The following is a 24,687-nucleotide window of genomic DNA, read 5'->3' as shown; positions in this document are numbered from 1 at the left end:
TTCACAAGTCCGCACAACCCCATTGTTGGGCTTCGCTGCGCTCAACCACAACCTACGCGGCTAAGCGCCGTTCGCCTTGACTTGCCCCGGTGCCTTCCTTAGCGTGCCGTCTTCGTTGGTTTAAGCAGGACACAGGCATGAGTGCCGCAGATAACGTCAAACTCGAAGCCGGCTGGAAAGCGGCCCTGCAGGATGAGTTCGAGAAGCCCTATATGCGTGAGCTGGGGGATTTCCTGCGTAGCGAGAAGGCGGCGGGTAAGGAGATTTATCCAGCCGGTTCGCTGATCTTCAATGCGCTCAACTCCACCCCGCTGGCCCAGACCAAGGTGGTGGTGATCGGCCAGGACCCTTACCACGGCCCGGGTCAGGCCCATGGTCTGTGCTTCTCGGTGCAGCCGGGGGTGAAAACCCCGCCGTCGCTGGTGAATATCTATAAAGAGCTCAAGCGCGACCTGAATATCGATATCCCCGGCCACGGCAACCTGCAGCACTGGGCCGAGCAGGGCGTGCTGCTGCTCAATACCTCATTGACGGTGGAGCATGGCATTGCCGGCTCCCATGCCAAGATCGGCTGGCAGACCTTTACCGACAAGGTGATCGAGGTGGCCAGCCAGCAGCAGGAGCGCCTGGTGTTTCTGCTCTGGGGTGCCCATGCCCAGAGCAAGGAAAAACTGATCGATGTCAGCAAGCACCTGGTGCTGAAATCGGTGCACCCTTCGCCGCTGTCGGCGCACCGCGGCTTTATCGGTAACGGTCATTTCAGCCGCTGCAACAAGTTCCTCCAGCAGCATGGGCTGAGCCCGATCGACTGGCGCTTACCCGAGGCCTAACAGCCTGTTAAGTAGCGTCACACTGCTGCTCGGCAAGGTCTCTGCGCAGGTCGCGCAGGCGATGACTCAGGCGCTCGCGCTGGGCTTCGTCGCTGCTGCTTAGTAGCTGGCTGAACAGCGTGGCCAGCGCCTGGCGTGAGCGGCCATAACTGGCGCGATACTCGTCGCTGTAGAAGCGCTCGCGTTGTTGCAACAGGCGGGTCAGCTGCTCGGCAAAGTCGGCGTTGTCGCGTTCGGCGAGGGTCTTGCGCAGCTGCGTCTGCCAGCGTTGACGGTTCTCCAGCCACAGGCGGTTCTGTTCCCCTAGGCCAGTGGCCCAGTCGGCGATATGCGCTTTCTGGGCACTGTTCAGGCGGCCCAGCCAGGGCCGCAGACGTTCCTGCATGCGCTCGCCGCGTTCGCTGATCTGGATGGCCAGGGGTGGGTCGAGAAAATCCTGGCGATCTTCCAGATTGTCCTCGTCGAGGGCGGCATAGAACTCGTCGACCTGCCGCTCGCTCAAGCCCTGCAGCAGCTCGATGGTGGTGGGAGTGATCTCGACGCCGATGCGTTTCAGTGCGGCATCGAACTGAGCGAACTGTTCAAGCAGCTGGGTGCTGTCCGGCTGCGCCTGGATAAGGATGCTTTCGGTGCTGTGCAGCCAGTCGATATAACGCGGCAACTCGATGCTGCAGTGCCACTGCAGGTGCCTCTGTAAACGGGGTTTGAGCCAGGCCTGCTGCTGGCGGTCGAGGTTCAGGTAGTCGTTCAGCCGCCAGGGCAGCAGCCAGTCCAGGTTGCGATAGGCCAGGTCGATGCGGCTGCAGGCTGTGGTCAGCAGGCTCAGGCAAAGCACTAGCAGCAGGGGTTTCATGGCGGGCCAGGGCGCGACGGTCATACACTATGCCTCAAGGGTCCAGGCTCTGAGAGTACCCCCGTGGCATGTGCCTGCGTGGCTGCGGACATATCCGTTAAACAAAAACTGGCCTGGGTGCAGGCAAAAAAGAACCCGCACAAGGCGGGCTAAACGTGGTCGAAATCAAGCTGATAGTCGCGCGCCGAGAGCGATAAGCCCTCAGCGGTTAGCTGCGCTGCCAGAGCCTGAACAAGGGTTCGGCCAGGAACATCACCAGAAACAGGCGCAGCACCTGCAGGGCGGTGACCAGCGCCACCGAGAGGTGCAGGGCTTCGGCGGTCAGGCACAGTTCGGTGATGCCGCCGGGCATCATGCCCAGGCTCAGCGAGGTCTGATCCTCGCCGGCCAGCCAGCCCAGGCCTTCGGCCAGCAGCGCGGCGCTGAGCATGGCCAGCAGGGTGAACAGCACAATGCGGGCGAGAAAAACCGGCGCGCTGCGAAAGAAGGCGCGGTCGAAATGACAGCCCAGGGCGCAGCCGATCAGCCACTGGCCGACCTGGCCCAGGCCATCGGGCAGACCCAGGTGCAGGTCGAAGGCCACACTGGCCACTGCGCAGACGGTCAACGGGCCGAGCATCCAGGGGTTGGGTTGGCCCAGACGCCCCCATAACCAGGCCAGCAGCGCGCCAGCCGGCAGCAGCACTGCCAGCCAGGGCCAGCTTACTGCCGCAGGCGCTGGCGGCGCGATGGGCGGCAGGCTCCAGGTGAAGATCGCCGGAATCAGCAGCACCACCATCAGCAGGCGCAGGCTGTGGGCGGCGGCGACCTTGGCGGTATCGGCGTTATGCCGCAGGGCCAGGTTGACCATCTCGCTGGCACCGCCAGGCATGCTGGCAAAGAATGCCGTGGCGCGGTCCAGACCTGCGCGGCGCAGAATCAGGATGCCGATCAGACTGAGCAGCAGGGTACCCAGGGCTCCGGCGATGATCACGCCGAAGTGATCGAGCAGCTGGCCCATCACCTCGCTGGTGAAATGCAGGCCGATGGCGCTGGATACCAGCCACTGGCCGGTCTTGCGTCCGCCCGGCATTTCGGTCACCAGCCAGCCGCTGCAACGTACGGCGATCACCGCCAGCAGCGAGCCGATGATCCACGGCAAAGGCCAGCCGATCAGGCTGGCCAGATAGCCGCCTAACAGGCCGACCAGGGGCGTGGCCCACCAGCTTTGCCGGTGGGCCAGGGCAGGCAGCTTAGGCATTGGCCAGCTGCGTTTTACGTCGTGCACGCCACCAGCGCAGGCCCGGCAGGCCCAGCATCAGGGCGGTGAGGGCCCACAGGCAGAGGCTGATTGGGCTGTTCCAGAGAATACTCAGCTCGCCGGCGGAGATCGACAGGGCGCGGCGCAGGTTGTCTTCCATCAGCTCACCGAGGACGAAGCCGAGAATCAGCGCCGACAGCGGGAAGTCCAGCTTGCGCAGGATATAGCCGAACACACCGAGGCCGACCATCAGCACCAGGTCGAAGGTGGTGCTATGCACCGCGTAGACGCCAACCATGCTGATCGCGGTGATGGTCGGTACCAGTACCCAGTTGGGCACGCTGAGCATGCGCGAGAACAGGCCGACCAGGGGGATGTTCATCACCAGCAGGATCACGTTGCCGATAAACAGCGAGGCGATCAGGCCCCAGACCACGTCCGGCTGCTGTTCGAACAACAGCGGGCCGGGGGTGATGTTGTACAGGGTCAGGGCACCGATCATCACCGCGGTGGTACCCGAACCCGGGACGCCGAGGGTCAGCATGGGGATCAAGGAGCCGCAGGCCGAGGCGTTGTTGGCCGCTTCCGGGGCGGCCAGGCCGCGCAGGTCGCCGTCGCCGAACTTGCCGCCCGGGCCGGCCATGCGCTTCTCGCTCATATAGGTCATGGCGCTGGCGATGGTCGCGCCGGCACCGGGCAGGGTGCCGATGACGAAGCCGGCCACGGCGCTACGCACCATGGTCCAGAAGGTGAAGCAGAACTCCTTGAAGTTGAACAGCAGGCGGCCGCTGGCCTTCACCGCTTTCTGCCCGCTGTGAGTTTTTTCCAGCATCAAGAGGATCTCGCTGACGCTGAAGAAACCGATCACCACGATGATGAACTGGATGCCGTCGGACAGGCTGACGCTGCCGAAGGTGAAGCGGTACACCCCGGTGGTCGAGTCCACCCCGACCGTGGCCAGGGCCAGGCCGATCAGGGCGGCCATCAGGGTTTTCACCGGTTTGTCGCCGACCATGCCGCCCAGGCAGGCGATGGCGAAGATCATCAGCACGAAATATTCGGCAGGGCCGAAGGCCACCGCCCATTTCGCCAGCAGCGGGGCGAACAGCACCACGCCGCAGGTGGCGATGATGCTGCCGATAAAGGAACTTACGGCAGACAACGACAGGGCGATGCCGGCCTTGCCCTGACGGGCCAGCGGGTAGCCGTCGAGGGTGGTCATCACTGCCGCGGCATCGCCCGGCACGTTGAGCAGGATCGCCGAGATGCGTCCGCCGTATTCGCAGCCCAGGTATACGGCCGCCAGCAGGATCAATGCGGTTTCCGGCGGCAGGCCGAGGGCGAAGGCCAGCGGCAGCAGCAGGGCCACGCCGTTGATCGGACCCAGGCCCGGCAGCAAGCCGACGATAGTGCCGACGAAGGCACCGAACAGGGCGACCAGCAGGTTGGTCGGCCGGGTGGCGACATCGAAGCCCTGCATCAAGAAATTCAGCGTTTCCATTTTTCAGCTCTCCACAAAGGCTTCGAACAGGCCGAGGGGCAGCGGCACATCCAGCAGGTAATCGAACAGGCCATAGAGCAGCACGCCCATCAGCACGCCGCTGATGGCGCAGGGAATCAGGCGGCCGGTGAACAGCAGGCCCAGGGTGAAGGCGGCCAGGGCGGTGCTGATGATAAAACCGAGCACTTCGAACAACAGGGCGTAGGCCAGCAGGGACAGCACGCACAGCGCGGCGCGTACGGCGGCACCGGGGTTCCAGCGCTGTTCGAGCAGGCCGGGCTGGTACAGCAGCCAGAGGCTGCCAGCGGCCATCAGCGCCAGCAACAGCAGCGGATAGGCGCGCGGACCGACCGGGTCATAGGCGAAGGGTGCCTGGAAGCCCCAGGCGAGAACGGCGAGGCCGGCGCAGAACAGCAGCCAGATCGCGGCGAACAGGCGAACGTACATGGCGGATTACCTAGTCGAAGGTCAGGGAAAGACCGTGAAACCGTAGGATGGGTTGAGCATCGCGATACCCATCGCACAGCCCCTATTGATGGGTATCGCTGCGCTCAACCCATCCTACGAATTGCGGCGTGGGCGTTATTGCATCAGGCCGAATTCGCCGGCCAGAGCCTTGTATTCTTCAACCTGCTTGAAGACCAGGGCCTGCAGTTCGTCGCCGGTGACCGCCAGCGGCAGCAGGTCGCGCTGCTCGCGCAGCTTGGCGAAGTCTTCGCTGGCCAGCAGGGTGTCGAACTGCTGCTTCCACCAATTGAACTGCTCGTCACTGACTTCCGGGCCCATATAGAAGCCGCGGATCACCGGCCAGCTGATGTCGTAGCCCTGTTCCTTGGCGGTGGGGATCTGCGCCAGGCTACCCGGCAGACGCTCATCGGAGAGCACGGCGAGGATGCGTACTTTCTTCGCCGCCAGTTGCGGGGTGACTTCGCCGAGGCCGCTGGAGGTGACCTGGACATGGCCGCCGAGCATGGCGGTGAGGGTTTCGCCGCCGCCTTCGAAGGCCACGTAACGCAGGTTTTTCGGATCGATGCCGGCCAGGCGGGCGATCAGTGCGGTCTGCATCCAGTCCTGGCCACCGATGGTGGCACCAGCGCCGAAGACGATGCTCGATGGGTCTTTCTTCAACGCCTGTACCAGGTCGTCGAGGTTCTGGTAGGGCGAGTCGGCGCGCACGGTGATCGCGCCGTAGTCGGTGCCCACCGCCGCCAGCCAGCGCACGCCGGTTTCGTCGTAGCGACCGAACTTGCCCTGGGCCAGGTTGAGCAGGGAGCCGCTGGAGAAGGCGGTGATGGTGCCCGGATCATCGGCGCGCTGGGCGATCACCGCGTTATAGGCCACCGCGCCGACGCCGCCGGGCATATAGGTGACGCGCATCGGCTTTTTCAGCAGGCCTTGGTCTTTCAGGCCGCTCTGGGCCAGCTTGCAGGTCAGGTCGAAACCGCCGCCGGGCTTGGCCGGGGCGATGCATTCGGGGCGCTTGGGTTCGGCAGCCAGCAGCTGGCCGGCGAAGGCCATGCAGGCGGTGGCCAGGGCGATGCGGGTAAAGGCAGTTTTCATGCTGTATTCCTCTGAACTCTTATTGTGGTTTACCAGATCGGCAGTGTGTAGCCGACGATCACGCGGTTCTCGTCCGCATCGCGGGCGAAGTCGGAGCGGAAGCTGGCGTTGCGCAGGCGTACGTAGACATCCTTCAGCGCGCCGCTTTGCACCACGTACTTGAGCTCGATATCGCGCTCCCACTCGCCGCCGCTGGCGGCGCTGCCGGCGATCTGTGCGTCGGTGCCCTTGATATAGCGGGTGAGGAAGCTCAGACCGGGCAGCCCGAGCGCTGCGAAGTTGTAGTCGTAGCGGGCCTGCCAGGACTTCTCGTCGGGGTTGGCGAAGTCGTTGATCTGGACGAAGTTGACCAGGTAGGGGTCGCTGCCGTCGATATAGGCATAGCCGGTGTCGCCGCTCATCTTCTGGTAGGCGAGGCTGAATTTGTGGCCGCTGTGGGCGTAGCTGAGCATGCCGTTCAGGGCGCGGTTGTCGACCTTGCCGGCGTTGGCCGCGCCGCTGTCGTCGCTGAGCATCAGGCGCAGGTCGGCGGCCAGGGTGCCGCCGCCCATTGGGTAGCTGGCGAGCAGGTTGAAGAAGTTCTGCCGGTAGATGTCGTCCAGCTCGGCATGGAAGTATCGGCCTTTCAGGTTCTGGTTGAACTGGTAGTCGAGGCCGGCCAGGTCCAGGTGATCGGCAGTGGTGCCGCCGGCGAAGCGGCGATTCTTGCTGTTGAGCACCAGCTCCTCGGAGTTGGTCGAGGCGCGGTCGATGACCTTGTCCAGGCGGCCGCCGGTGAAGGTCAGGCCGTCCAGCTCGCTGGAGGTGAGCAGGCCGCCTTCGAACACCTGGGGCAGCAGGCGGCTGTCGCTGGCCTTGACCACCGGCAGCTCGGGGATGTGCGAGCCGTAGCGGAACTCGGTGGCGGAGACCTTGACCTTGGCGGTCAGGCCCAGGCGGCCGAACTGGTCGGGGGTGCCGCCATCGTCCTGTACCGGCAGCAGGTCGGTGCCGGTGCGGCCGCCACCGGAGTCGAGCTTGACGCCGAGCATGCCGAGGGCATCGAGGCCGAAGCCGACAGTACCTTCGGTGTAACCGGATTGGATGTCGAGGAGGAAACCCTGGCCCCATTCTTCGCGCTTGCTCTGGCCGTCGCCTTCGCGGAAATCACGATTCAGGTAGATATTGGTCGTGGTCAGGCTGGCCTTGCTGTCGGCCACGAAGTCGGCATGGGCGGCAGGGGCGAGCAGGGCCGTGGCTACGGCTAGACTGAGCAGATGAGCAGGCGGCAGGGCCTGGCGGGATGCGTTGAGCATCTTGTGGTCTCCATTGTTGTTTTTGTCACGACTGCGCACCACTGCGCGAGTCGTTATGGTCGGTGGATCGAGCCACCTGAAACCGATCCTAGGGGGTCAAGCTTTCGCCAGGCTTTCAGCTTGAAAGAAAGTTGGCGGGGCGTTCGTAGGGTCTGTTGCCGTTTCATCGCGAGCCGCGTTGCCGCGAGAAATGGCCCCCGGTTAGGCGTAGGACGCAGGTAATGGTTATTCCCTTGCCAAGTCCTGCAACAACAGCGGGGGCCATTTCCCGCGCAACCCAAAGGGCCGGGCCTGTTTTTGCGCGATACTGCGTTTCTCGACACTCATTTGGAACAACCAAACTTCGTGTCTCGTGCCTTGCCTCGCGCAAAAACAGGCTCCGGCGCGGCCGTGAATGAAATGGCAACAGACCCTAGGGGCCTTTGCGCCGTTACACTGGCTGCATAACAACAAGTGTGTGGAGTGCTATTACTGTGCGAATCCTGCTGGTCGAGGACCATTTGCCCCTGGCCGAAAGCGTGGCCCAGGCCCTGCGTGGTGCCGGGCTGAGCGTGGACATGCTGCATGACGGCGTGGCCGCCGACCTGGCCCTGGCCAGCGAGGACTATGCCCTGGCGATCCTCGATATCGGCCTGCCGCGCCTCGATGGCTTTCAAGTGCTGGCGCGCCTGCGCGAGCGCGGCAAGACCCTGCCGGTGCTGATGCTGACGGCCCGCGGGGAGGTCAAGGATCGGGTCCATGGCCTTAACCTGGGGGCCGACGATTACCTGGCCAAACCCTTCGAACTGAGCGAGCTGGAGGCGCGGGTCAAGGCGTTGCTGCGGCGTAGCGTGCTCGGTGGCGAGCGTCAGCAGCGCTGCGGCAGGCTGCTGTATGACCTGGATACCCGGCGCTTTACCCTGGGCGATGCGCTGCTGACTCTGACCTCGCGCGAGCAGGCCGTGCTGGAGGCGATGATCGCTCGACCCGGGCGGGTGATGAGCAAGGAACAGCTGGCCGCCCAGGTGTTTGGCCTGGACGAGGACGCCAGCAGTGACGCCATCGAGATCTACGTGCATCGTTTGCGCAAGAAACTGGAAGGCGGTGGGGTGAAGATCGTCACCTTCCGCGGTCTCGGCTATCTGCTGGAGGCGGTCGGTGAGTGAACACTGGCGGCGCTCGGCCAACGAATCGGGCAGCTTGCGCGGCCGCCTGTTGCGGCGGCTGGCGATGCTGTTGGCGCTGATCCTGATGCTTAGCAGCCTGAGCGCCTACTGGAGCGCCCGCCAGGCTGCCGACACGGCCTATGACCGCACCCTGCTGGCCTCGGCCCGAGCGATTGCCGATGGTCTGTACACCACGGCCGAACGGCTTAACGCCAATGTACCCTACGTGGCGCTGGACACCTTCGCCTACGACAGTGCCGGACGCATCTACTACCAGGTGCTGGATGTGCAGGGCGCGCTGGTTTCCGGTTATGAAGACTTGCCGCCGCCGCCGCCGGGCACCAAGCGCACCGAGGATTACCCGGCGCTGGCGCGTTTCTATGACGGTGAGTTTCGCAACCAGGGCGTGCGGGTGGTCAGCCTGCTGCAGCCGGTCAGCGAGCCGGGGGTCAATGGGGTCGCCGAGATCCGCGTGGCAGAGACCCAAGGCGCGCGCGAGCGCATGGCCCGGGAGCTGTTGCTCGGCACCCTGCTGCGCATGGGTTTGCTGGCCTTGAGCGCCTTGCTGCTGGTATGGCTGGCGGTCACCGTCGCCTTGCGCCCGCTGGAAACCCTGCGTCGCACCGTGGCGGCGCGCGCCAGCGACGATCTACGGCCGCTACCGGATACCCAGATGCCGCGGGAGTTGCGCCCGCTGATCGATGCGCTCAACCAGTTCAACGATCGCCTGCGCGGCCTGTTCGAGCGGCAATCGCAGTTTATCGCCGATGCGTCCCACGAACTGCGCACGCCGCTGGCGGCGCTCAAGGCGCGGGTCGAACTGGGCCTGCGCGCGCAGGAGGCGCACGTCTGGCGCAGCACCCTGGAGGAGGCTGCGCAGAACACCGACAAGCTCACCCAGTTGGCCAACCAGCTGCTCTCGCTGGCGCGCATCGAAAGTGGCGCGCGGGCCATCGCCGAGGGTGGCGCGCAGCGCCTGGATCTCAGCCAGCTGGCCCGCGAGCTGGGGATGGCCCTGGCTCCCCTGGCCCACGCCCGGGGCATCGCCCTGGCGTTGGAGGCCGAGCAACCGGTGTGGGTCAGCGGCGAGCCGACCCTGCTCAATGAGCTGCTGTGCAATCTGCTGGATAACGCCCTGGCCCATACCCCGGCAGGCGGTAATGTGATTCTGCGGGTCTTGCCCGCCGGATTGCTGGAAGTCGAAGATGATGGGCCGGGGATTCCGCCGCAGGAGCGCGAAAAGGTCTTCGCGCGCTTCTACCGGCGCAGCAACAAAGGCTCCGGTGCCGGCCTGGGGCTGGCCATCGTCGGCGAGATCTGCCGCGCCCACCAGGCCGTTATCAGTCTGCACGAGGCGCAGTCCGGTGGTTTGCTCGTGCGGGTCGAGTTCGTCCTGAGCCCTTCAGGGCGACAGGCTTAGGGGCTGTTGCATCTCCAGCAGATATTGGGCGACCTTGCCGCTTTCCTGCAGATGCCTGAGGCCGCGGTTGAAACGTTCGATCCGTTCGGCGTTGCCTGCAATCCGCCTGGACAGCAGCAGGTGCAGGCTGTCACTGCGCAGGGGCTTGGGGTGGAGGCTCAGCTGGGCGCGCTCGGCGGCGCTGAAGTGCTGGTGCAGCAGGTCGAAGCCGACCACCTTGTCCATCGGGAACAGGTCGATGCGGCCGGCCAGCAGCTGACGAAAGGCGGTTTCGTCGCTGGTGACGCGATTGACCCGCAACGCGCCGCTGGCCTCGGCCTGCTCAAAGGCCGCACCGTAGTCATAGCCACGGGTGCCGGCCAGGCGTCGACCATGCAGGTCGGTCACCTGTTGCCAGTCGAAGACGTAGTTCTTGCGGTGAAACAGGTAGTAGCCGCTTTCCACTACGGGGTCGCTGATAAAGAATTTGCTTTCGCGCTCGGCGCTGCTCAGCCATACGGCGCTGCCGTCGCGTTTACCCTGTTCGGCCAGTTGCAGGGAGCGCGCCCAGGGGTGGAACTCCCAGTCGACGGCGATACCCTCCAGGGCAAAGGCTTCGGCGACGATGCGCGAAGCCACGCCGCTGTGCGCCAGTTGTTCGCCCAGGTAGGGCGGCCACTCGCCGTTGGTCAAGCGAACCCTGTCTGCTAGCGCGGGGCCAGCGCAGAGCAGGGTAAGCACGAGGACAAGGAGTGGGCGCATATGCATCTGGCCTATGGCGAGCGTCAACCGAGTTTAGTGGCCTTTGTGGCGAGTTCAACTAATCAGTTTTGCTGCCGGCGGCTCGGATACTGCGCGACTGCTCCGCGCGATAGTCGACTGTGAAGCGTCGCCGCTTCTGCCTCAGAACCTCAGTCAGCCTAACCCGGGTTAACCCATACGCCGCACAGCCCACTGGCTGCATTAGGCGACATGCGGAGTCATGGCCTATTGCAGCATGCTCATGGCTGCTTCCATGGCAGCAGATAGGTCTTCATCGTCATTGAGGTTCTGGCTAGGGTCCAGGCCCAGCTTGTGGAAGGCTGGAATCTGGCTCCAGTCCAGCTGGGTATAAGGGTGCTCGCTGCCCAGGTAGCTTTGCAGGGTGGCCACCTGGACTATATCGACATAGTCGACCTTGGCGCTGTCGCGGCTGAAGTCCAGGTACTGGCTCGGAATCATGGCGATCTGCTCGGGGAATTCCCAGGTGCGCAGGATCCGGTCGCCGATAATCGGATGAATCTGCTCGATCACATGGTTGAGGCTGATTGAGTCGGCGAGCAGTTCGCTGTGGTCTTCGGCGTAAGTCAGGATCGGCAGCACGCCGATCTGGTGGACCAGGCCGGCCAGGGTCGCCTGGTCCGGTAGCAGGCGGGTGTAGTGCTTGCACAGGACGTGGCAGATGCCGGCGATTTCCGTGCTCTTGTTCCACACTTCGCGCATCTTGCGGTCGACCACATCGCTGGTGGCCTGGAACATCTGTTCCATGGCCAGGCCCGTGGCCAGGTTGCAGGTGTAGTTGATTCCCAGGCGGGCCACCGCCATCTGCAGGTCGGTGATTTCCCTGTTGGTGCGCAGCAGCGGGCTGTTGACCACCTTGACGATGCGCGCGGTCAGCGCGGCATCGTTACCGATCACCTTGCTCAGTTGGGCGATGCCGATGTCCGGATCTTCGGCGGCCTCACGAACCTTCAGGGCGACTTCCGGCAGGGTAGGCAGCACCAGGTCATCGTTGTCGATGGCCTGGATCAGTTCCTTCTGGACTTTCTCGGCAAGCTTGCTCATGGCAATTCTCTTTAAAGACTATCAATCAGTGTAGTAAGGGTCGCAGAACGTGCGCCGGGTGACGGTTAGCGCTGGATTTCGCGGTCTGTATCCAGGGTATAGGGCAGATCCAGCAGGCTCAGGGGCGGGCCCTCGGCTGAGCCGAGACGGATTCGGCCATCCTGTATGGCGTCTTCCTGCAGCACGGCGAGCAGCTCGATGCCCTTGTCACCGCGTGCGGCCAGCACCACTTCGCCGACGCTGGAGTTATGCACCGGGGAAAACAGTGCGGTGGCAGGCTCGGGCAGCTGTTCGTCGGCCAGGCTCAGGCGATACAGGCGGCGTTTGAGTTTGCCCAGGTACTGCATGCGCGCAACGATTTCCTGGCCGGTGTAGCAGCCCTTCTTGAAGCTGACGCCGCCCAGGGCCTGCAGGTTGAGCATTTGCGGAATAAACAGTTCGCGGGTGCTGCCCAGCACCTGGCCGATGCCGGCACGTACCTGTGCCAGTAACCAATCGTTGAGCGAGGCTTCGGCCAGCTGGCTGGCCAGTCGCGCCTGCAGCGCTGCGGCCTGTTCGACCGGTACCCAGAGTTCGGCGCGGCCGTCGGCCAGGCGCAGGGCCAGCAGCTGGTTGGCCTGGGTCACGCTGTCGGCCTCATGGGGGAGGTCCAGGCCCAGGTCGCGCAATGTGTCGTCTGCGCCGCTCAGGCCGAAGCGCACCCAGGCGTGGCTTTCGTCGCCGAGCTTGGATTTGCTGAATGCGGCATATTTCTGCAGGTCCGCCAGTTGCGCAGCCAGCAGCTCGCCGGCCATCGCCAGCAGGTAGCCGTCGCTGACCTGGACGATGCGAAAGCTCGATTGCATGCGGCCCTTGGGGGTGCAGCGTGCGCCCAGGCTGCAGTGCTTGTCGTGCAGATAGTTGAGGTTGCAGGTGACTTGCCCCTGCAGGAACTTGTTGGCGTCCGGGCCGCGCACGGCGAGGATGCCTTCGTGGCTGAGGGGGCAGAAAAACGCGGGGTCGGCCATGGGTAATAGTGGGTCGCTGGCTAAAAGTTAGGGGAGCATCATAAAAGCAGCCACAAGCCTCAAGCTACAAGCTTTAAGTAAAAGCCCAGAAAAAGCTCACGGCGCGGGCTGACACCTTGCCTGGGCAGCGTGCGGCGGACTGTTATACTGCGCGCCTTATTTGTCGCCCGCCATCCGTGGCGGCCACCCTTCGGGCCGTCGCTACGCGACGTTAAAAATGGTTCCATACCATTTTTTATGGCCTGCCATCCATGGCGGCCACCTTTCTGGCCGTCGCTACGCGACGTTAAAAATGGTTCCATACCATTTTTTCAAGGAGCAGTTCCATGGTCGACTCGGTTGAACTCAATCGTCTTTTTTGGCACAGCCGGCGCGGCATGCTGGAACTCGATGTGCTGCTGGTACCCTTCGTCAGGGAGGTTTACCCCAATCTGGACGCCGAGGATCGCGAGCGTTACCGCAAGCTGCTCGAGTGCGAGGATCAGGATATGTTCGGCTGGTTTATGCAGCGAGCCGAGCCCGAGGATGCCGATCTCAAACGCATGGTTCGGATGATTCTGGATCGTGTCCAGCCCAAGTGAGGCTTTCGAGTGCCGCTGGCAGCCCTCGCGGCTGTTGCTGGCCTTCTATGCCCTGATTCTGCTGCTGGCCCTGCTCAGCCTGTGGCTGGTGGATATTGCGCCATGGGCGCGCGGGGTTGGCATGGCGTGCTGCCTGGGCCACGCCGCTTGGGTCGTGCCGCGGCAGTTGCTGTTGCGTGGCCCCCATTGCCACAGCGCTTTGCGCCATGTGGCCGAGGGCTGGCAGCTGTATAGCGACGCCGCGGGTTGGCAGCCCATCCAGTTGCGCCCGGACAGCCTGGCGTTGCCGCTGATCATCGTGTTGCGTTTTCGCCTGGCCGGGCAGCGGCGGGTGCGGACGCTGTGCATTGCCCGGGACAGCTTGCCGGCCGATGCTCACCGGCGCTTGCGCGTGCGCCTGAAGTTCAGTCGCCGTAGGTGGGCGGCACCAATATAGTGTCGCGGGCTTCGGCCAGCAGCTGCGGATAGTCGAGGGTGTAATGCAGACCGCGGCTTTCGTGGCGCTGCATGGCCGAGTGGATCATCAGTTCGGCCACCTGGGCCAGGTTGCGCAACTCGATCAGGTCGCGGCTGACCTTGTAGTTGCTGTAGAACTCGTGGATCTCGTCGAGCAGCAGGCGCACGCGGTGCTCGGCACGCTGCAGGCGCTTGTTGGTGCGCACGATGCCGACGTAGTCCCACATAAAGCGCCGCAATTCGTCCCAGTTGTGCGCAATGATCACGTCTTCATCCGAGTCGGTCACCTGGCTGGCATCCCAGCAGGGCAGGTTGTCGGGCTGCTTGATCCGCTCCAGTTGCAGGAGGATGTCGGCCGCGGCCGAGCGGGCGTAGACAAAGCATTCCAGCAGCGAGTTGCTGGCCATGCGATTGGCCCCGTGCAGGCCGGTAAAGCTGGTTTCGCCTATGGCGTAGAGGCCGGGTATGTCGGTGCGTCCCTGTTGGTCGACCAGTACCCCGCCACAGGTGTAGTGGGCCGCGGGTACCACCGGAATGGCTTGCCGGGTGATGTCGATGCCGAAGGCCAGGCAGCGCTCATAGACGGTGGGGAAGTGGGTCTTGATGAATTCGGCGGGTTTGTGGCTGATGTCCAGGTAGACGCAATCCACGCCCAGGCGCTTCATTTCATGGTCGATGGCGCGGGCGACGATGTCACGTGGGGCCAGTTCGGCGCGCTCGTCGAAGCGCGGCATAAAGCGCTCGCCGTTGGGCAGTTTGAGCAGCGCACCCTCGCCGCGCAGGGCTTCGGTGACCAGGAAGCTCTTGGCCTGAGGGTGGTACAGGCAAGTGGGGTGAAACTGGTTGAACTCCAGGTTGCCGACCCTACAGCCTGCACGCCAGGCCATGGCGATACCGTCGCCACAGGCCCCGTCGGGGTTGCTGGTATACAGATAGACCTTGGCCGCGCCACCGGTGGCGAGGATTACGAAGCGTGCGCTGAAGGTGTCGACCTCGCCGCTGGCGCGGTTGAGTACATAGGCCCCCAGGCAGCGCTGGCCCTCCAGGCCGAGTTTGCGCTCAGTGATCAGGTCGACCGCCACCCGTTGCTCCAGCAGTTCGATATTGCTGCGCTGTGTGGCTTGCTCCAGCAGGGTGTTGAAAATCGCCGCACCGGTGGCGTCGGCGGCGTGAATGATGCGCCTGTGACTATGGCCGCCTTCGCGGGTCAGGTGGAATTCGAAGCCGCCGTCTTCGCGGGCGGTCTGGTCATCGCGGGTGAAGGGCACACCCTGGTCGATCAGCCATTGGATGGCCTCGCGACTATGCTCTACGGTAAAGCGCACGGCATCTTCGCGGCACAGGCCGCCGCCGGCGTTGAGGGTGTCGGCGACATGGGATTCGACCGTATCGGTGTCATCCAGCACGGCCGCCACGCCGCCTTGTGCCCAGTAGGTCGAACCGTTGGACAGGTTGCCTTTGCTGAGCACGGCAATATGCAGGTCGGCAGGCAGGGTCAGGGCCAGAGTAAGGCCGGCTGCACCGCTGCCGATGACCAGAACGTCGTGTTGGTAGTGTTGGCTCATGTCCGGATTCCGCAAGAAGCGCCCCTGGGGTCTGTTGCCGTTCTAGCGTAAGCCCCAGGGCTTCGCACGGTCGTGATGAAACGGCAGCAGGCCCTAGTATATAGAGGGGGGCGGCGGCACAATAGCCGGCTTATGACCAAGCGTGGTACTCGGGAACTTTTTTACTCTTTCAGGTTCCATTGGCGGTCGTTAGAGCGGAAGTCGCCCTGCATCGAGGCGCTTCCGTAACGGGTTTGCAGTTACATATGTGGCCTGCAGACGATTCAGACTATCCGCGCAGCAAGGGGAGGCCTCTTGCTGCGCTGTTCCGTGCAGGGCTGAAAAAGAGTCCTGCAGGACAGCTGTTTGAAGGAGAGAACTTTTGCGTAAAGCCCAGGTCTATCTTGGCAGATCGATTCGCTGGTTGGCGTTACGCTCCTTCGAACCCAACGAGGAGTATTCATGCTAGCCCAAGAAGAGGATCAGCAGCTTGTCGAGCGCGTACAACGCGGCGACAAGCGAGCATTCGATCTGTTGGTGCTGAAGTATCAGCACAAGATTCTCGGGTTGATCGTGCGTTTCGTGCATGACACCCATGAAGCACAGGATGTGGCGCAGGAGGCCTTCGTCAAGGCTTATCGGGCGCTGGGGAACTTTCGCGGGGACAGTGCTTTTTACACCTGGCTGTACCGCATCGCCATCAACACGGCGAAGAACCATCTGGTGTCGCGCGGTCGGCGGCCCCCGGATAGCGATGTAAGCGCCGAGGATGCCGAGTTCTATGATGGCGATCATGCCCTCAAGGATATCGAATCTCCGGAGCGTGCCTTGCTGCGCGATGAGATCGAGGCAACCGTGCATCGCAGTATTGAGCAGTTGCCAGAAGATTTACGTACGGCTCTAACCTTGCGTGAGTTTGATGGTCTGAGTTACGAAGACATTGCGAGCGTGATGCAGTGTCCGGTTGGTACTGTGCGATCGCGGATATTCCGTGCTCGTGAGGCCATCGACAGATCCCTGCAGCCCTTGCTGCAGGATGCCTGAGACACGGCGTCAGCCGAAGAGAGGAACCGCCATGAGTCGTGAAACCCTACAGGAATCGCTGTCCGCGGTGATGGATAACGAAGCCGACGAACTGGAAGTGCGTCGGGTCCTTGCCGCCAGTGATGATGCCGCATTGCGTGCAACCTGGTCGCGTTACCAGATTGCCCGGGCGGTCATGCACAAGGAGCTGCTTGAGCCGCGCCTTGATATTGCCGCGGCAGTTTCTGCCGCATTGGCCGACGAAGCATTGCCGACGACGGCTGCCAAACCGGCTGGCCCGTGGCGCTCCATTGGTCGCCTTGCGGTCGCTGCGTCGGTGACCCTGGCCGTACTGGCTGGCGTGCGTTTGTATAACCAGGATGAACTGACCGGTGCTCAGCTGGCGCAGCAGGCTGCGCAGCCATCGCTGGTACCACAGGTGAGCGGGGCGGCCATGCTGGCGGGCTTCAATAGTGAAGCGGATGAGGTCGCACCGGCTGCCGGTGCGGTCGGCCAGGGGCAGCCGGGCTGGCATGAACAGCGGCTGCCGGCTTATCTGCGTCAGCATGCCCAGCAGGCTGCGATGAAAAGCAGTGAAAGCGCATTGCCCTATGCGCGGGCGGCGAGCCTGGAAAGTCGTTAAGGAGGCGCATGCGCTTTGTTCCCTTTGCCGTCCTGTTGATCGTCGGCTGCCTGGCATTGCCTGCTGTTGCTGCCGATGCCCAGGTTTGGTTGCAGCGTTTGGCCGTGGCTGAGCGCAGCCAGGATTTTCAGGGATCCTTCGTCTACGAGCGCAGCGGTAGTTTTTCAACCCACAGCATCTGGCATCGGGTTGAGGAGGGCGGTGTGCTGCGTGAGCGCCTGTTGCAGCTCGATGGTTCCGCGCAAGAGGTGCTGCGGGTCGATGGGCGTGTGCGCTGTGCCAGTGGTGACCTGGCCGACCAGTTGGTCGACAGTCAGTTATGGCCGGCTCGTGCGCTGAATGCCGAGCAGTTGGGGCAGTGGTACAACCTGAGCGTGCTGGGCAAGTCCCGTGTGGCTGGCCGTGCCGCTGTGGTATTGGCGCTGGTGCCGCGGGATCAGCATCGCTACGGCATCGAGTTGCACCTCGATCAGAAAACGGCGCTGCCATTGAAGTCCTTGCTGCTGAATGACAAGGGGCAGTTGCTGGAGCGTTTTCAGTTCACCCTTTTCGATACTGCCGCACCCTCCGCCGAGATGCTTGAGCCGGGTGCCGGCTGTCGGCCGGTGCGTCTGCCCGAGGCACCGGCGGTGGCGACCGATACCTGGACGTCCGAATGGTTGCCGCCGGGTTTCAGCTTGAACTCCACCACTGTGCGGCGCAGCCCCGCCTCCGACGAGCCCGTTGCCTGTCAGGTCTATGGTGACGGTCTGGCACGCTTCTCGGTGTTTATGGAGCCGCTGCGTGGCGCGGCGGTGGGAGATCTACGCACTCAGCTTGGTCCCACCGTTGCCGTTTCGCGGCGCTTGAAAACCAGTGATGGCGATGTAATGGTTACCGTGGTGGGCGAGATCCCTCTGGGTACGGCAGAGCGTATTGCCTTGTCGATGCGTATGGCCGAGTCGCAGGCTGAACCATGATAGAAGAGCAGGGGCGGGTGGTGGCCGTGGAGGCCGGTGCGGTATGGGTGGAAACCCTGCGCAAGAGCACCTGCTCCAGTTGTGCGGTCAAGGCCGGCTGCGGTCAGGGGTTGCTTGATCAGCTTGGTGCGGGTGGTCGGCGCGGTTATGTCCGGGCATTGACCGACCTGCGCGTTGAAGTTGGCGATGCCGTGGTCATAGGGGTGCGCGAGGATCTGCTGGTGCGGGGTTCCTTGCTGGTCTATCTGGTACCTTTGTTGGGGCTGTTCGCGGCCGGGGTGTTGGCCGAGCAGTTGGGATTGAGCGAGCCGCTGGTGATTTTTAGCGCCCTGCTCGGCCTTTTCGTTGCTTGTCTGGCGGTGCGCTGGCGCAGCCGTCATACGGCGGGCGATCCGGCTTTACAGCCGGTCGTGCTGCGCGTCTTGCTGGCAGGTGCTGCCGTCGCGTCCTAGGTCCTTTGCTTGTTTTCGATGGGGAGTTGTATGTCGATGCCTGGCTTGAAAACGTCTTTTACCGCGCTTTGTGCTCTGTTGCTGATGGGGCAGGCGCTGGTCGCACAGGCGAATCTGCCTGACTTTACCGAGCTGGTTGAGCAGGCCTCGCCGGCGGTGGTCAATATCAGTACCCGGCAGAAGATGCCGGAGCGTGTGGCGACGGGCAGTGGGCAGTTGAATGTGCCTGACCTGGAAGGGCTGCCGCCGATGTTTCGCGAGTTCTTCGAGCGCAATATCCCGCAGGTTCCGCGCAGCCCCGGCGGTGGTCGTCAGCGTGAGGCTCAGTCCCTGGGCTCGGGCTTTATCATCTCTGCCGACGGCTATGTGCTGACCAATAACCACGTGATTGCCGATGCCGATGAGATCATCGTGCGTCTGTCCGATCGCAGTGAGCTGGAGGCCAAGCTGGTCGGTACCGATCCGCGCAGCGATGTGGCCTTGCTCAAGGTTGAGGGCAAGGGCTTGCCGACCGTCAAGTTGGGCAAGTCGGAAGACCTCAAGGTTGGCGAATGGGTGCTGGCGATCGGCTCGCCCTTCGGTTTTGATCACTCGGTGACGGCCGGTATCGTCAGCGCCAAAGGGCGCAGCCTGCCCAACGAAAGCTACGTGCCCTTTATCCAGACCGATGTGGCGATCAATCCGGGCAACTCCGGTGGTCCGCTGTTTAACCTGTCCGGTGAGGTGGTGGGTATCAACTCGCAGATATTCACCCGTTCCGGTGGCTTTATGGGGCTGTCTTTCGCCATTCCCATGAGTGTGGCGCTGGATGTGGCGGATCAGCTCAAGAGCGATGGCAAGGTCAGTCGCGGCTGGCTGGGGGTGGTGATTCAGGAAGTGAACAAGGATCTGGCCGAGTCCTTTGGTCTGGAGCGGCCGGCCGGTGCCCTGGTTGCTCAGGTGCTGGAAGATGGCCCAGCCGCCAAGGGCGGTCTGCAGGTGGGCGATGTGATCCTCAAGCTGGACGGCAAGCCGATCATCATGTCGGCGGATCTGCCGCACCGTGTGGGGGCCTTGAAGCCCGGCAGCGTGGCTGAGCTGGATGTGGTGCGCGATGGCGCGCGCAAGACATTGAAACTGGCCGTGGGGGCGTTGCCGGAAGATGGTGATGCCCTGGCCAGTGCTGCTGCTCCGGGAGTCGAGCGCAGCAGCAATCGCCTGGGGGTCAAGGTCGTCGAGCTGACCGCCGAGCAGAAGAAGAGCCTGGATCTGAAGGGCGGCGTGGTGATTTCCGAGGTGCAGGAGGGGCCGGCGGCCCTGATCGGCCTGCGTCCGGGGGATGTGATCACCCACCTGAACAACCAGGCCATCGACTCGGCGAAAACCTTTGCCACCGTTGCCCAGGCACTGCCAAAGAATCGCTCGGTATCGATGCGTGTGCTGCGACAGGGGCGTGCCAGCTTTATCACCTTCAAGCTGGCGGACTGATTGCCCGATCAAAACGGAAGGGGCGGCTTAGGTCGCCCCTTTTGCATGGTGGGTAAGTGTTCGCTGGGTGACCGTCAGCCGGCAATCGGGTACAATTCGCGGCTATTTTCGGCGGGCAGTCGCCTGCGGCCTTTCTGAGTGTTGACCCGTGAGTGATTTGAGTCATATCCGCAATTTCTCCATCATTGCCCACATTGACCATGGCAAGTCGACTCTGGCTGACCGTTTTATCCAGATGTGTGGTGGTCTGGCTGCCCGCGAAATGGAAGCCCAGGTGCTGGACTCCATGGATCTGGAGCGTGAGCGCGGCATCACCATCAAGGCTCATAGCGTTACGCTCTACTACAAGGCCAAAGATGGCATCACCTACCAGCTGAACTTTATCGACACCCCCGGTCACGTCGATTTCACCTACGAAGTCAGCCGCTCTCTGGCGGCCTGCGAGGGGGCGTTGCTGGTGGTCGATGCCGGTCAGGGCGTCGAGGCACAGTCGGTCGCCAACTGTTACACCGCCATCGAGCAGGGGCTCGAGGTCATGCCGGTGTTAAACAAGATCGATCTGCCCCAGGCCGACCCGGACCGGGTCAAGGAAGAAATCGAGAAGATCATCGGCATCGATGCCACCGATGCAGTGACCTGCAGTGCCAAGACCGGCCTGGGTGTCGATGAGGTGCTCGAGCGCCTGGTGCATACCATTCCGGCTCCGACCGGGAATATCGAAGACCCGCTGCAGGCCCTGATCATCGACTCCTGGTTCGACAACTACCTGGGTGTCGTGTCTCTGGTGCGGGTGCGCCACGGGCGGATCAAGAAGGGCGACAAGGTGCTGGTCAAGTCCACCGGCAAGATCCATCTGGTGGACAGCGTCGGTGTGTTCAACCCCAAGCACACCGCCACAGTCGATCTGAAGGCCGGCGAAGTGGGCTTTATCATCGCCGGCATCAAGGATATTCACGGCGCGCCAGTGGGCGACACCCTGACCCTGAGTTCGACTCCGGACGTCGACGTGCTGCCGGGCTTCAAGCGCATCCAGCCGCAGGTCTATGCCGGTCTGTTTCCGGTCAGCTCCGACGATTTCGAAGACTTTCGCGAGGCCCTGCAAAAGCTCACGCTGAACGATTCCTCGCTGCAGTACACCCCGGAAAGTTCGGACGCGCTGGGCTTCGGCTTCCGTTGCGGCTTCCTCGGCATGCTGCATATGGAGATCATCCAGGAGCGCCTGGAGCGCGAATACGACCTGGACCTGATCACCACCGCACCGACGGTGATTTTCGAACTGCTGCTCAAGACCGGCGAGACGATCTACGTCGATAACCCGTCGAAACTGCCGGATCTGTCGTCGATCGAGGATATGCGCGAACCGATCGTGCGGGCCAATATCCTGGTGCCGCAGGAGCATCTGGGCAACGTGATTACCCTGTGCATCGAGAAGCGCGGCGTGCAGCATGACATGCTGTTCCTCGGTTCCCAGGTGCAGGTGACCTACGACCTGCCGATGAACGAGGTGGTGCTGGACTTCTTCGACCGTTTGAAGTCGACCAGCCGTGGTTATGCATCGCTGGATTACCACTTCGATCGCTACCAATCGGCTAATCTGGTCAAGCTGGACGTGCTGATCAACGGTGAGAAGGTCGACGCCCTGGCGTTGATCGTGCATCGTGACAACGCGCACTACAAAGGTCGTGCGTTGACCGAGAAGATGAAAGAGCTGATTCCGCGGCAGATGTTCGATGTGGCAATTCAGGCCGCCATTGGCGGGCAGATTGTGGCGCGGACCACCGTCAAGGCGCTCAGAAAGAACGTGCTGGCCAAATGCTACGGCGGTGACGTTAGCCGTAAACGCAAGCTGCTGGAAAAGCAGAAGGCTGGTAAGAAAAGGATGAAGCAGGTCGGTAACGTGGAAATTCCACAAGAAGCCTTCCTTGCCGTGCTCAGGTTGGATAGTTAGGTCCTATGTCGCTAAATTTTCCGCTGTTGCTGGTTATCGCTGTCGCTGTCTGTGGTGCCTTGGCGCTGTTCGATCTGATCTTTCTGGCCCCGCGCCGGCGAGCAGCCATCGCGACTTATCATGGCCAGGTCAACGAGCCCGACGAGACGGTAGTGGATCGCCTGAACAAGGAGCCGCTGCTGGTCGAGTACGGCAAGTCCTTCTTCCCGGTCCTGGCCATTGTCCTGGTGTTGCGCTCCTTTCTGGTCGAGCCGTTCCAGATCCCATCCGGTTCGATGAAACCGACCCTGGAAGTGGGCGACTTTATCCTGGTCAACAAGTTCGCCTACGGTATTCGCCTGCCGGTACTCGATACCAAGGTGATCGAGGTGGGTGATCCGCAGCGCGGCGATGTGATGGTGTTCCGCTACCCCAGCGAGCCTAATATCAACTACATCAAGCGTGTGGTCGGACTGGCTGGCGACCATGTGGCCTACAGCAGCGATAAGCGCCTGTTTATCAATGGTGAACCGGTGGCCCAGCAATTACTGGGCGAGGAACCGGGCAGCCTGGGCAGCGCAGTGTTGTATAACGAAAAACTGGGCGAGGCCGAGCACCAGATCCGTAAGGAAATGAAGCGCTACCGGGTTGAGCCGGGCCGTGAGTGGGTGGTGCCGCAAGGGCATTACTTCATGATGGGCGACAATCGCGACAACTCCAATGACAGCCGTTACTGGAATGATCCGGCGATTCCCAAGGCCCTGTGGGGCATGGTGCCGGATCAGAATATCGTCGGCAAAGCCTTCGCGGTGTGGATGAGCTGGCCCGATCCCAAGTCGCGCAACCTGCCCAATTTCTCCCGTGTCGGCCTGATTCACTGACGCGTCGACAATTTTGCGACGCTGTTAAATGCAGCGTCGCAGGCTATATATAGTCTTGTCCCCAGCCTTGATGGCTACCGGATAACTCAAATACTTGGGGTTAAATATGAAATTTGCGCGTTCGCAAAAGGGTATGTCGATACTGGGCTGGTTGATGGTGCTGGCCTTGGTTGCTTTTCTAGCCAGCGCGGCATTCAAGGTATTGCCGCATTACTTCGACTATATGTCGCTGGAGAAGATCATCACCGCAGTGGAGACCGACAGTGCGTCGCAAGTCGGCTCGGTGGGGGAATTTTATAGTCACGTCGAAAAGGGCATGTCGGTTAACAGTATTCGCGACCTGAAGTTGAAGGATGCGCTTAAGGTAAAGCTGGAAAACAACGAATTTCGCGCGCACTTGAAGTACGAAAAACGTGAGCCGCTGATCCAGAATATCGACCTGGTGGTGCGCTTCGATAAAGAATTTCGTGTGCGCATGCCGTGAGTGATTCCCTGGCCCGCCTCGAGCGTCAGCTCGGCTACACGTTTAAAGACCAGGAGCTGATGGTCCTGGCCCTGACCCATCGCAGTTTTGCCGGGCGCAATAATGAGCGCCTGGAGTTCCTCGGCGATGCCATTCTCAATTTCGTCGCCGGGGAGGCGCTGTTTCAGCGTTTTCCGCTGGCCCGCGAAGGGCAGTTATCGCGTTTGCGTGCGCGCCTGGTCAAGGGCGAGACCCTGGCCATCCTGGCCCGTGGTTTCGACCTGGGCGAGTACCTGCGCCTGGGCTCCGGGGAGCTGAAGAGTGGCGGTTTTCGTCGCGAGTCGATTCTTGCCGATGCCCTGGAGGCGCTGATCGGTGCCATCTACCTGGACACCGGCATGGATGCAGCACGGGAGCGGGTGTTGGCCTGGCTGACCACCGAGCTGGACAGCCTGACCCTGGTCGATACCAACAAGGACCCGAAAACCCGCCTGCAGGAATTTCTGCAGTCGCGCGGCTGCGAGCTGCCACGTTATGAAGTGGCGGACATCCAGGGCGAGCCGCACTGTCGGACATTCGTGGTCGAATGTCAGATCACCTTACTCAATGATAAAACCCTGGGGCAGGGTGCCAGCCGGCGTATCGCCGAGCAGGTGGCGGCCGCTGCCGCGCTGATCGCCCTGGGTGTGGAGAATGGCAATGACTGATACACCTGTTACACGCTGTGGCTATGTCGCCATCGTCGGCCGGCCCAACGTGGGCAAGTCGACGTTGCTCAACCACATCCTCGGCCAGAAGCTGGCGATCACCTCGCGCAAGCCGCAGACCACCCGGCACAACATGCTCGGGATCAAGACCGAAGGCAGCGTGCAGGCGATCTATGTCGATACCCCTGGCCTGCACAAGAACAACGAGAAAGCACTCAACCGCTATATGAACAAGAACGCCTCGTCGGCGCTGAAGGATGTCGACGTGGTGATCTTCGTGGTCGATCGCACCCGCTGGACCGACGAGGATCAGATGGTGCTCGAGCGTATCCAGTACGTCGAAGGTCCGGTGATTCTGGCGATCAACAAGACCGACCGCATCGAAGATAAATCCGAGCTGATGCCGCACCTGGAGTGGCTGGCCAGCCAGTTGCCGAAGGCCGAGATCGTGCCGGTATCCGCGCAGCACGGGCACAACCTCGATACCCTGGAAAAACTGGTGGGCGAGCACTTGCCAGAAGGCGTGCATTTCTTCCCGGAAGACCAGGTCACCGACCGCTCCAGCCGTTTCTTCGCCGCTGAACTGGTGCGCGAGAAGATCATGCGCCAGCTGGGGGCCGAACTGCCGTATCAGATCACCGTGGAAATCGAGGAGTTCAAGCGCGACGGGCGCATCCTGCATATCCATGCGCTGATCCTGGTCGAACGTGACGGCCAGAAGAAGATCATCATTGGCGACAAGGGCGAGCGGATCAAACGCATCGGCCAGGAGGCGCGCAAGGACATGGAGGTGATGTTCGACTCCAAGGTCATGCTCAACCTCTGGGTCAAGGTCAAAGGCGGCTGGTCGGACGACGAGCGTGCCCTGCGCTCCCTGGGTTACGACAACATCTGAGTTGCCCACGGGCGCGCCCTTGCGCCCGTCACTTC

General features: G+C 62.5%; 25 protein-coding genes. 15 read left to right on the top strand and 10 right to left on the bottom strand.

Annotated elements, in window-relative coordinates:
- Positions 1–137: 137 nt before the first annotated feature.
- Positions 138–830 carry a uracil-DNA glycosylase gene (gene ung / locus AACY13_RS18155; protein WP_339462968.1) on the top strand — a complete coding sequence of 231 codons (693 nt, stop codon included), beginning with the start codon at positions 138–140 and terminating at the stop codon, positions 828–830.
- 7 nt (positions 831–837) lie between these two features.
- On the opposite strand, the gene AACY13_RS18150 is transcribed toward ung, so the two are convergent.
- The 6 genes from AACY13_RS18150 to AACY13_RS18125 all read right to left on the bottom strand — a co-directional run bounded on the left by AACY13_RS18150 (position 838) and on the right by AACY13_RS18125 (position 7,279).
- Positions 838–1,707 (bottom strand): DUF6279 family lipoprotein, encoded by an 870-nt coding sequence (locus AACY13_RS18150; RefSeq protein WP_339462967.1) that lies wholly within the window; start codon positions 1,705–1,707, stop codon positions 838–840.
- 184 nt (positions 1,708–1,891) lie between these two features.
- On the bottom strand, positions 1,892–2,923 hold the full coding sequence (locus AACY13_RS18145; RefSeq protein WP_339462966.1) for an AbrB family transcriptional regulator: 1,032 nt from the start codon (positions 2,921–2,923) through the stop codon (positions 1,892–1,894).
- On the bottom strand, positions 2,916–4,424 hold the full coding sequence (locus AACY13_RS18140) for a tripartite tricarboxylate transporter permease (protein ID WP_339462965.1): 1,509 nt from the start codon (positions 4,422–4,424) through the stop codon (positions 2,916–2,918). The genes AACY13_RS18145 and AACY13_RS18140 overlap by 8 nt, the downstream gene beginning before the upstream one ends.
- Before the next feature lie 3 nt (positions 4,425–4,427).
- Positions 4,428–4,871 carry a tripartite tricarboxylate transporter TctB family protein gene (locus AACY13_RS18135; RefSeq protein ID WP_339462964.1) on the bottom strand — a complete coding sequence of 148 codons (444 nt, stop codon included), beginning with the start codon at positions 4,869–4,871 and terminating at the stop codon, positions 4,428–4,430.
- Between the two features lie 135 nt (positions 4,872–5,006).
- Positions 5,007–5,984 carry a Bug family tripartite tricarboxylate transporter substrate binding protein gene (locus AACY13_RS18130; protein ID WP_339462963.1) on the bottom strand — a complete coding sequence of 326 codons (978 nt, stop codon included), beginning with the start codon at positions 5,982–5,984 and terminating at the stop codon, positions 5,007–5,009.
- Positions 5,985–6,013: 29 nt separating this feature from the next.
- The gene (locus tag AACY13_RS18125; protein ID WP_339462962.1) at positions 6,014–7,279 is read right to left on the bottom strand and encodes an OprD family porin; all 1,266 of its coding nucleotides are present in this window, start codon (positions 7,277–7,279) and stop codon (positions 6,014–6,016) included.
- 473 nt (positions 7,280–7,752) lie between these two features.
- Here AACY13_RS18125 and AACY13_RS18120 point away from each other — a divergent pair, with 473 nt between their 5' ends.
- On the top strand, positions 7,753–8,424 hold the full coding sequence (locus AACY13_RS18120) for a response regulator (RefSeq protein WP_339462961.1): 672 nt from the start codon (positions 7,753–7,755) through the stop codon (positions 8,422–8,424).
- A gap of 64 nt (positions 8,425–8,488) precedes the next feature.
- A complete protein-coding gene (locus tag AACY13_RS18115; protein ID WP_339462990.1) occupies positions 8,489–9,844 on the top strand; it encodes a sensor histidine kinase in 1,356 nt (451 codons plus the stop codon).
- On the opposite strand, the gene AACY13_RS18110 is transcribed toward AACY13_RS18115, so the two are convergent.
- The 3 genes from AACY13_RS18110 to ygfZ all read right to left on the bottom strand — a co-directional run bounded on the left by AACY13_RS18110 (position 9,827) and on the right by ygfZ (position 12,654).
- Complete coding sequence (locus tag AACY13_RS18110) at positions 9,827–10,585, bottom strand: substrate-binding periplasmic protein (RefSeq protein ID WP_339462960.1); 759 nt, start codon at positions 10,583–10,585, stop codon at positions 9,827–9,829. The two genes, AACY13_RS18115 and AACY13_RS18110, sit on opposite strands and share 18 nt — an antisense overlap.
- A gap of 225 nt (positions 10,586–10,810) precedes the next feature.
- Positions 10,811–11,647 carry an HDOD domain-containing protein gene (locus AACY13_RS18105; RefSeq protein ID WP_339462959.1) on the bottom strand — a complete coding sequence of 279 codons (837 nt, stop codon included), beginning with the start codon at positions 11,645–11,647 and terminating at the stop codon, positions 10,811–10,813.
- Positions 11,648–11,712: 65 nt separating this feature from the next.
- The gene (gene ygfZ, locus AACY13_RS18100; protein ID WP_339462958.1) at positions 11,713–12,654 is read right to left on the bottom strand and encodes a CAF17-like 4Fe-4S cluster assembly/insertion protein YgfZ; all 942 of its coding nucleotides are present in this window, start codon (positions 12,652–12,654) and stop codon (positions 11,713–11,715) included.
- 326 nt (positions 12,655–12,980) lie between these two features.
- On the opposite strand from ygfZ, the gene AACY13_RS18095 reads away from it, so the two are divergent.
- Positions 12,981–13,235, top strand: a complete 255-nt coding sequence (locus AACY13_RS18095) for an FAD assembly factor SdhE (RefSeq protein ID WP_339462957.1) — start codon at positions 12,981–12,983, stop codon at positions 13,233–13,235.
- Positions 13,219–13,671, top strand: a complete 453-nt coding sequence (locus AACY13_RS18090) for a protein YgfX (RefSeq protein ID WP_339462956.1) — start codon at positions 13,219–13,221, stop codon at positions 13,669–13,671. The genes AACY13_RS18095 and AACY13_RS18090 overlap by 17 nt, the downstream gene beginning before the upstream one ends.
- On the opposite strand, the gene nadB is transcribed toward AACY13_RS18090, so the two are convergent.
- Positions 13,640–15,256 (bottom strand): L-aspartate oxidase, encoded by a 1,617-nt coding sequence (nadB, locus tag AACY13_RS18085; RefSeq protein WP_339462955.1) that lies wholly within the window; start codon positions 15,254–15,256, stop codon positions 13,640–13,642. The two genes, AACY13_RS18090 and nadB, sit on opposite strands and share 32 nt — an antisense overlap.
- 441 nt (positions 15,257–15,697) lie before the next feature.
- Here nadB and rpoE point away from each other — a divergent pair, with 441 nt between their 5' ends.
- The 10 genes from rpoE to era all read left to right on the top strand — a co-directional run bounded on the left by rpoE (position 15,698) and on the right by era (position 24,652).
- Positions 15,698–16,279 carry an RNA polymerase sigma factor RpoE gene (rpoE, locus tag AACY13_RS18080; protein ID WP_325509438.1) on the top strand — a complete coding sequence of 194 codons (582 nt, stop codon included), beginning with the start codon at positions 15,698–15,700 and terminating at the stop codon, positions 16,277–16,279.
- Between the two features lie 31 nt (positions 16,280–16,310).
- The gene (locus AACY13_RS18075) at positions 16,311–16,901 is read left to right on the top strand and encodes a sigma-E factor negative regulatory protein (protein ID WP_339462954.1); all 591 of its coding nucleotides are present in this window, start codon (positions 16,311–16,313) and stop codon (positions 16,899–16,901) included.
- Positions 16,902–16,909: 8 nt separating this feature from the next.
- Positions 16,910–17,860, top strand: coding sequence for a MucB/RseB C-terminal domain-containing protein (locus AACY13_RS18070; RefSeq protein ID WP_339462953.1), 951 nt, complete (start codon positions 16,910–16,912; stop codon positions 17,858–17,860).
- A complete protein-coding gene (locus AACY13_RS18065; RefSeq protein WP_339462952.1) occupies positions 17,857–18,312 on the top strand; it encodes a SoxR reducing system RseC family protein in 456 nt (151 codons plus the stop codon). The genes AACY13_RS18070 and AACY13_RS18065 overlap by 4 nt, the downstream gene beginning before the upstream one ends.
- Before the next feature lie 36 nt (positions 18,313–18,348).
- Positions 18,349–19,779, top strand: coding sequence for a DegQ family serine endoprotease (locus AACY13_RS18060; RefSeq protein WP_339462951.1), 1,431 nt, complete (start codon positions 18,349–18,351; stop codon positions 19,777–19,779).
- Positions 19,780–19,927: 148 nt separating this feature from the next.
- A complete protein-coding gene (gene lepA, locus AACY13_RS18055) occupies positions 19,928–21,727 on the top strand; it encodes a translation elongation factor 4 (RefSeq protein WP_339462950.1) in 1,800 nt (599 codons plus the stop codon).
- 5 nt (positions 21,728–21,732) lie between these two features.
- The gene (gene lepB / locus AACY13_RS18050; protein ID WP_339462949.1) at positions 21,733–22,587 is read left to right on the top strand and encodes a signal peptidase I; all 855 of its coding nucleotides are present in this window, start codon (positions 21,733–21,735) and stop codon (positions 22,585–22,587) included.
- Between the two features lie 106 nt (positions 22,588–22,693).
- A complete protein-coding gene (locus AACY13_RS18045; RefSeq protein ID WP_339462948.1) occupies positions 22,694–23,071 on the top strand; it encodes a DUF4845 domain-containing protein in 378 nt (125 codons plus the stop codon).
- Positions 23,068–23,757: a ribonuclease III gene (gene rnc / locus AACY13_RS18040; protein WP_339462947.1), complete on the top strand. Its 690-nt coding sequence runs from the start codon at positions 23,068–23,070 to the stop codon at positions 23,755–23,757. Before AACY13_RS18045 ends, rnc begins: the two co-directional genes overlap by 4 nt.
- Complete coding sequence (era, locus tag AACY13_RS18035) at positions 23,750–24,652, top strand: GTPase Era (protein WP_339462946.1); 903 nt, start codon at positions 23,750–23,752, stop codon at positions 24,650–24,652. The genes rnc and era overlap by 8 nt, the downstream gene beginning before the upstream one ends.
- Positions 24,653–24,687: the final 35 nt, after the last annotated feature.

It is taken from the genome of Pseudomonas sp. EA_105y_Pfl2_R69, from assembly GCF_963970915.1.
Lineage (GTDB): Bacteria > Pseudomonadota > Gammaproteobacteria > Pseudomonadales > Pseudomonadaceae > Aquipseudomonas.
This window is presented reverse-complemented; position numbering and strand designations above follow the sequence as displayed.

Excerpts from the sequence above, each read along its gene's own strand:
- AACY13_RS18045 (WP_339462948.1), top strand. The coding sequence starts at position 22,694 with ATGAAATTTGCGCGTTCGCAAAAGGGTATGTCGATACTGGGCTGGTTG.
- nadB (WP_339462955.1), bottom strand. The coding sequence starts at position 15,256 with ATGAGCCAACACTACCAACACGACGTTCTGGTCATCGGCAGCGGTGCA.
- AACY13_RS18075 (WP_339462954.1), top strand. The coding sequence starts at position 16,311 with ATGAGTCGTGAAACCCTACAGGAATCGCTGTCCGCGGTGATGGATAAC.
- lepB (WP_339462949.1), top strand. The coding sequence starts at position 21,733 with ATGTCGCTAAATTTTCCGCTGTTGCTGGTTATCGCTGTCGCTGTCTGT.
- ung (WP_339462968.1), top strand. The coding sequence starts at position 138 with ATGAGTGCCGCAGATAACGTCAAACTCGAAGCCGGCTGGAAAGCGGCC.
- AACY13_RS18095 (WP_339462957.1), top strand. The coding sequence starts at position 12,981 with ATGGTCGACTCGGTTGAACTCAATCGTCTTTTTTGGCACAGCCGGCGC.
- AACY13_RS18110 (WP_339462960.1), bottom strand. The coding sequence starts at position 10,585 with ATGCGCCCACTCCTTGTCCTCGTGCTTACCCTGCTCTGCGCTGGCCCC.
- era (WP_339462946.1), top strand. The coding sequence starts at position 23,750 with ATGACTGATACACCTGTTACACGCTGTGGCTATGTCGCCATCGTCGGC.
- AACY13_RS18140 (WP_339462965.1), bottom strand. The coding sequence starts at position 4,424 with ATGGAAACGCTGAATTTCTTGATGCAGGGCTTCGATGTCGCCACCCGG.
- AACY13_RS18105 (WP_339462959.1), bottom strand. The coding sequence starts at position 11,647 with ATGAGCAAGCTTGCCGAGAAAGTCCAGAAGGAACTGATCCAGGCCATC.
- AACY13_RS18115 (WP_339462990.1), top strand. The coding sequence starts at position 8,489 with ATGCTGTTGGCGCTGATCCTGATGCTTAGCAGCCTGAGCGCCTACTGG.
- AACY13_RS18150 (WP_339462967.1), bottom strand. The coding sequence starts at position 1,707 with ATGACCGTCGCGCCCTGGCCCGCCATGAAACCCCTGCTGCTAGTGCTT.
- AACY13_RS18145 (WP_339462966.1), bottom strand. The coding sequence starts at position 2,923 with ATGCCTAAGCTGCCTGCCCTGGCCCACCGGCAAAGCTGGTGGGCCACG.
- AACY13_RS18065 (WP_339462952.1), top strand. The coding sequence starts at position 17,857 with ATGATAGAAGAGCAGGGGCGGGTGGTGGCCGTGGAGGCCGGTGCGGTA.
- AACY13_RS18060 (WP_339462951.1), top strand. The coding sequence starts at position 18,349 with ATGCCTGGCTTGAAAACGTCTTTTACCGCGCTTTGTGCTCTGTTGCTG.
- rpoE (WP_325509438.1), top strand. The coding sequence starts at position 15,698 with ATGCTAGCCCAAGAAGAGGATCAGCAGCTTGTCGAGCGCGTACAACGC.
- AACY13_RS18135 (WP_339462964.1), bottom strand. The coding sequence starts at position 4,871 with ATGTACGTTCGCCTGTTCGCCGCGATCTGGCTGCTGTTCTGCGCCGGC.
- ygfZ (WP_339462958.1), bottom strand. The coding sequence starts at position 12,654 with ATGGCCGACCCCGCGTTTTTCTGCCCCCTCAGCCACGAAGGCATCCTC.
- AACY13_RS18070 (WP_339462953.1), top strand. The coding sequence starts at position 16,910 with ATGCGCTTTGTTCCCTTTGCCGTCCTGTTGATCGTCGGCTGCCTGGCA.
- AACY13_RS18125 (WP_339462962.1), bottom strand. The coding sequence starts at position 7,279 with ATGCTCAACGCATCCCGCCAGGCCCTGCCGCCTGCTCATCTGCTCAGT.
- AACY13_RS18130 (WP_339462963.1), bottom strand. The coding sequence starts at position 5,984 with ATGAAAACTGCCTTTACCCGCATCGCCCTGGCCACCGCCTGCATGGCC.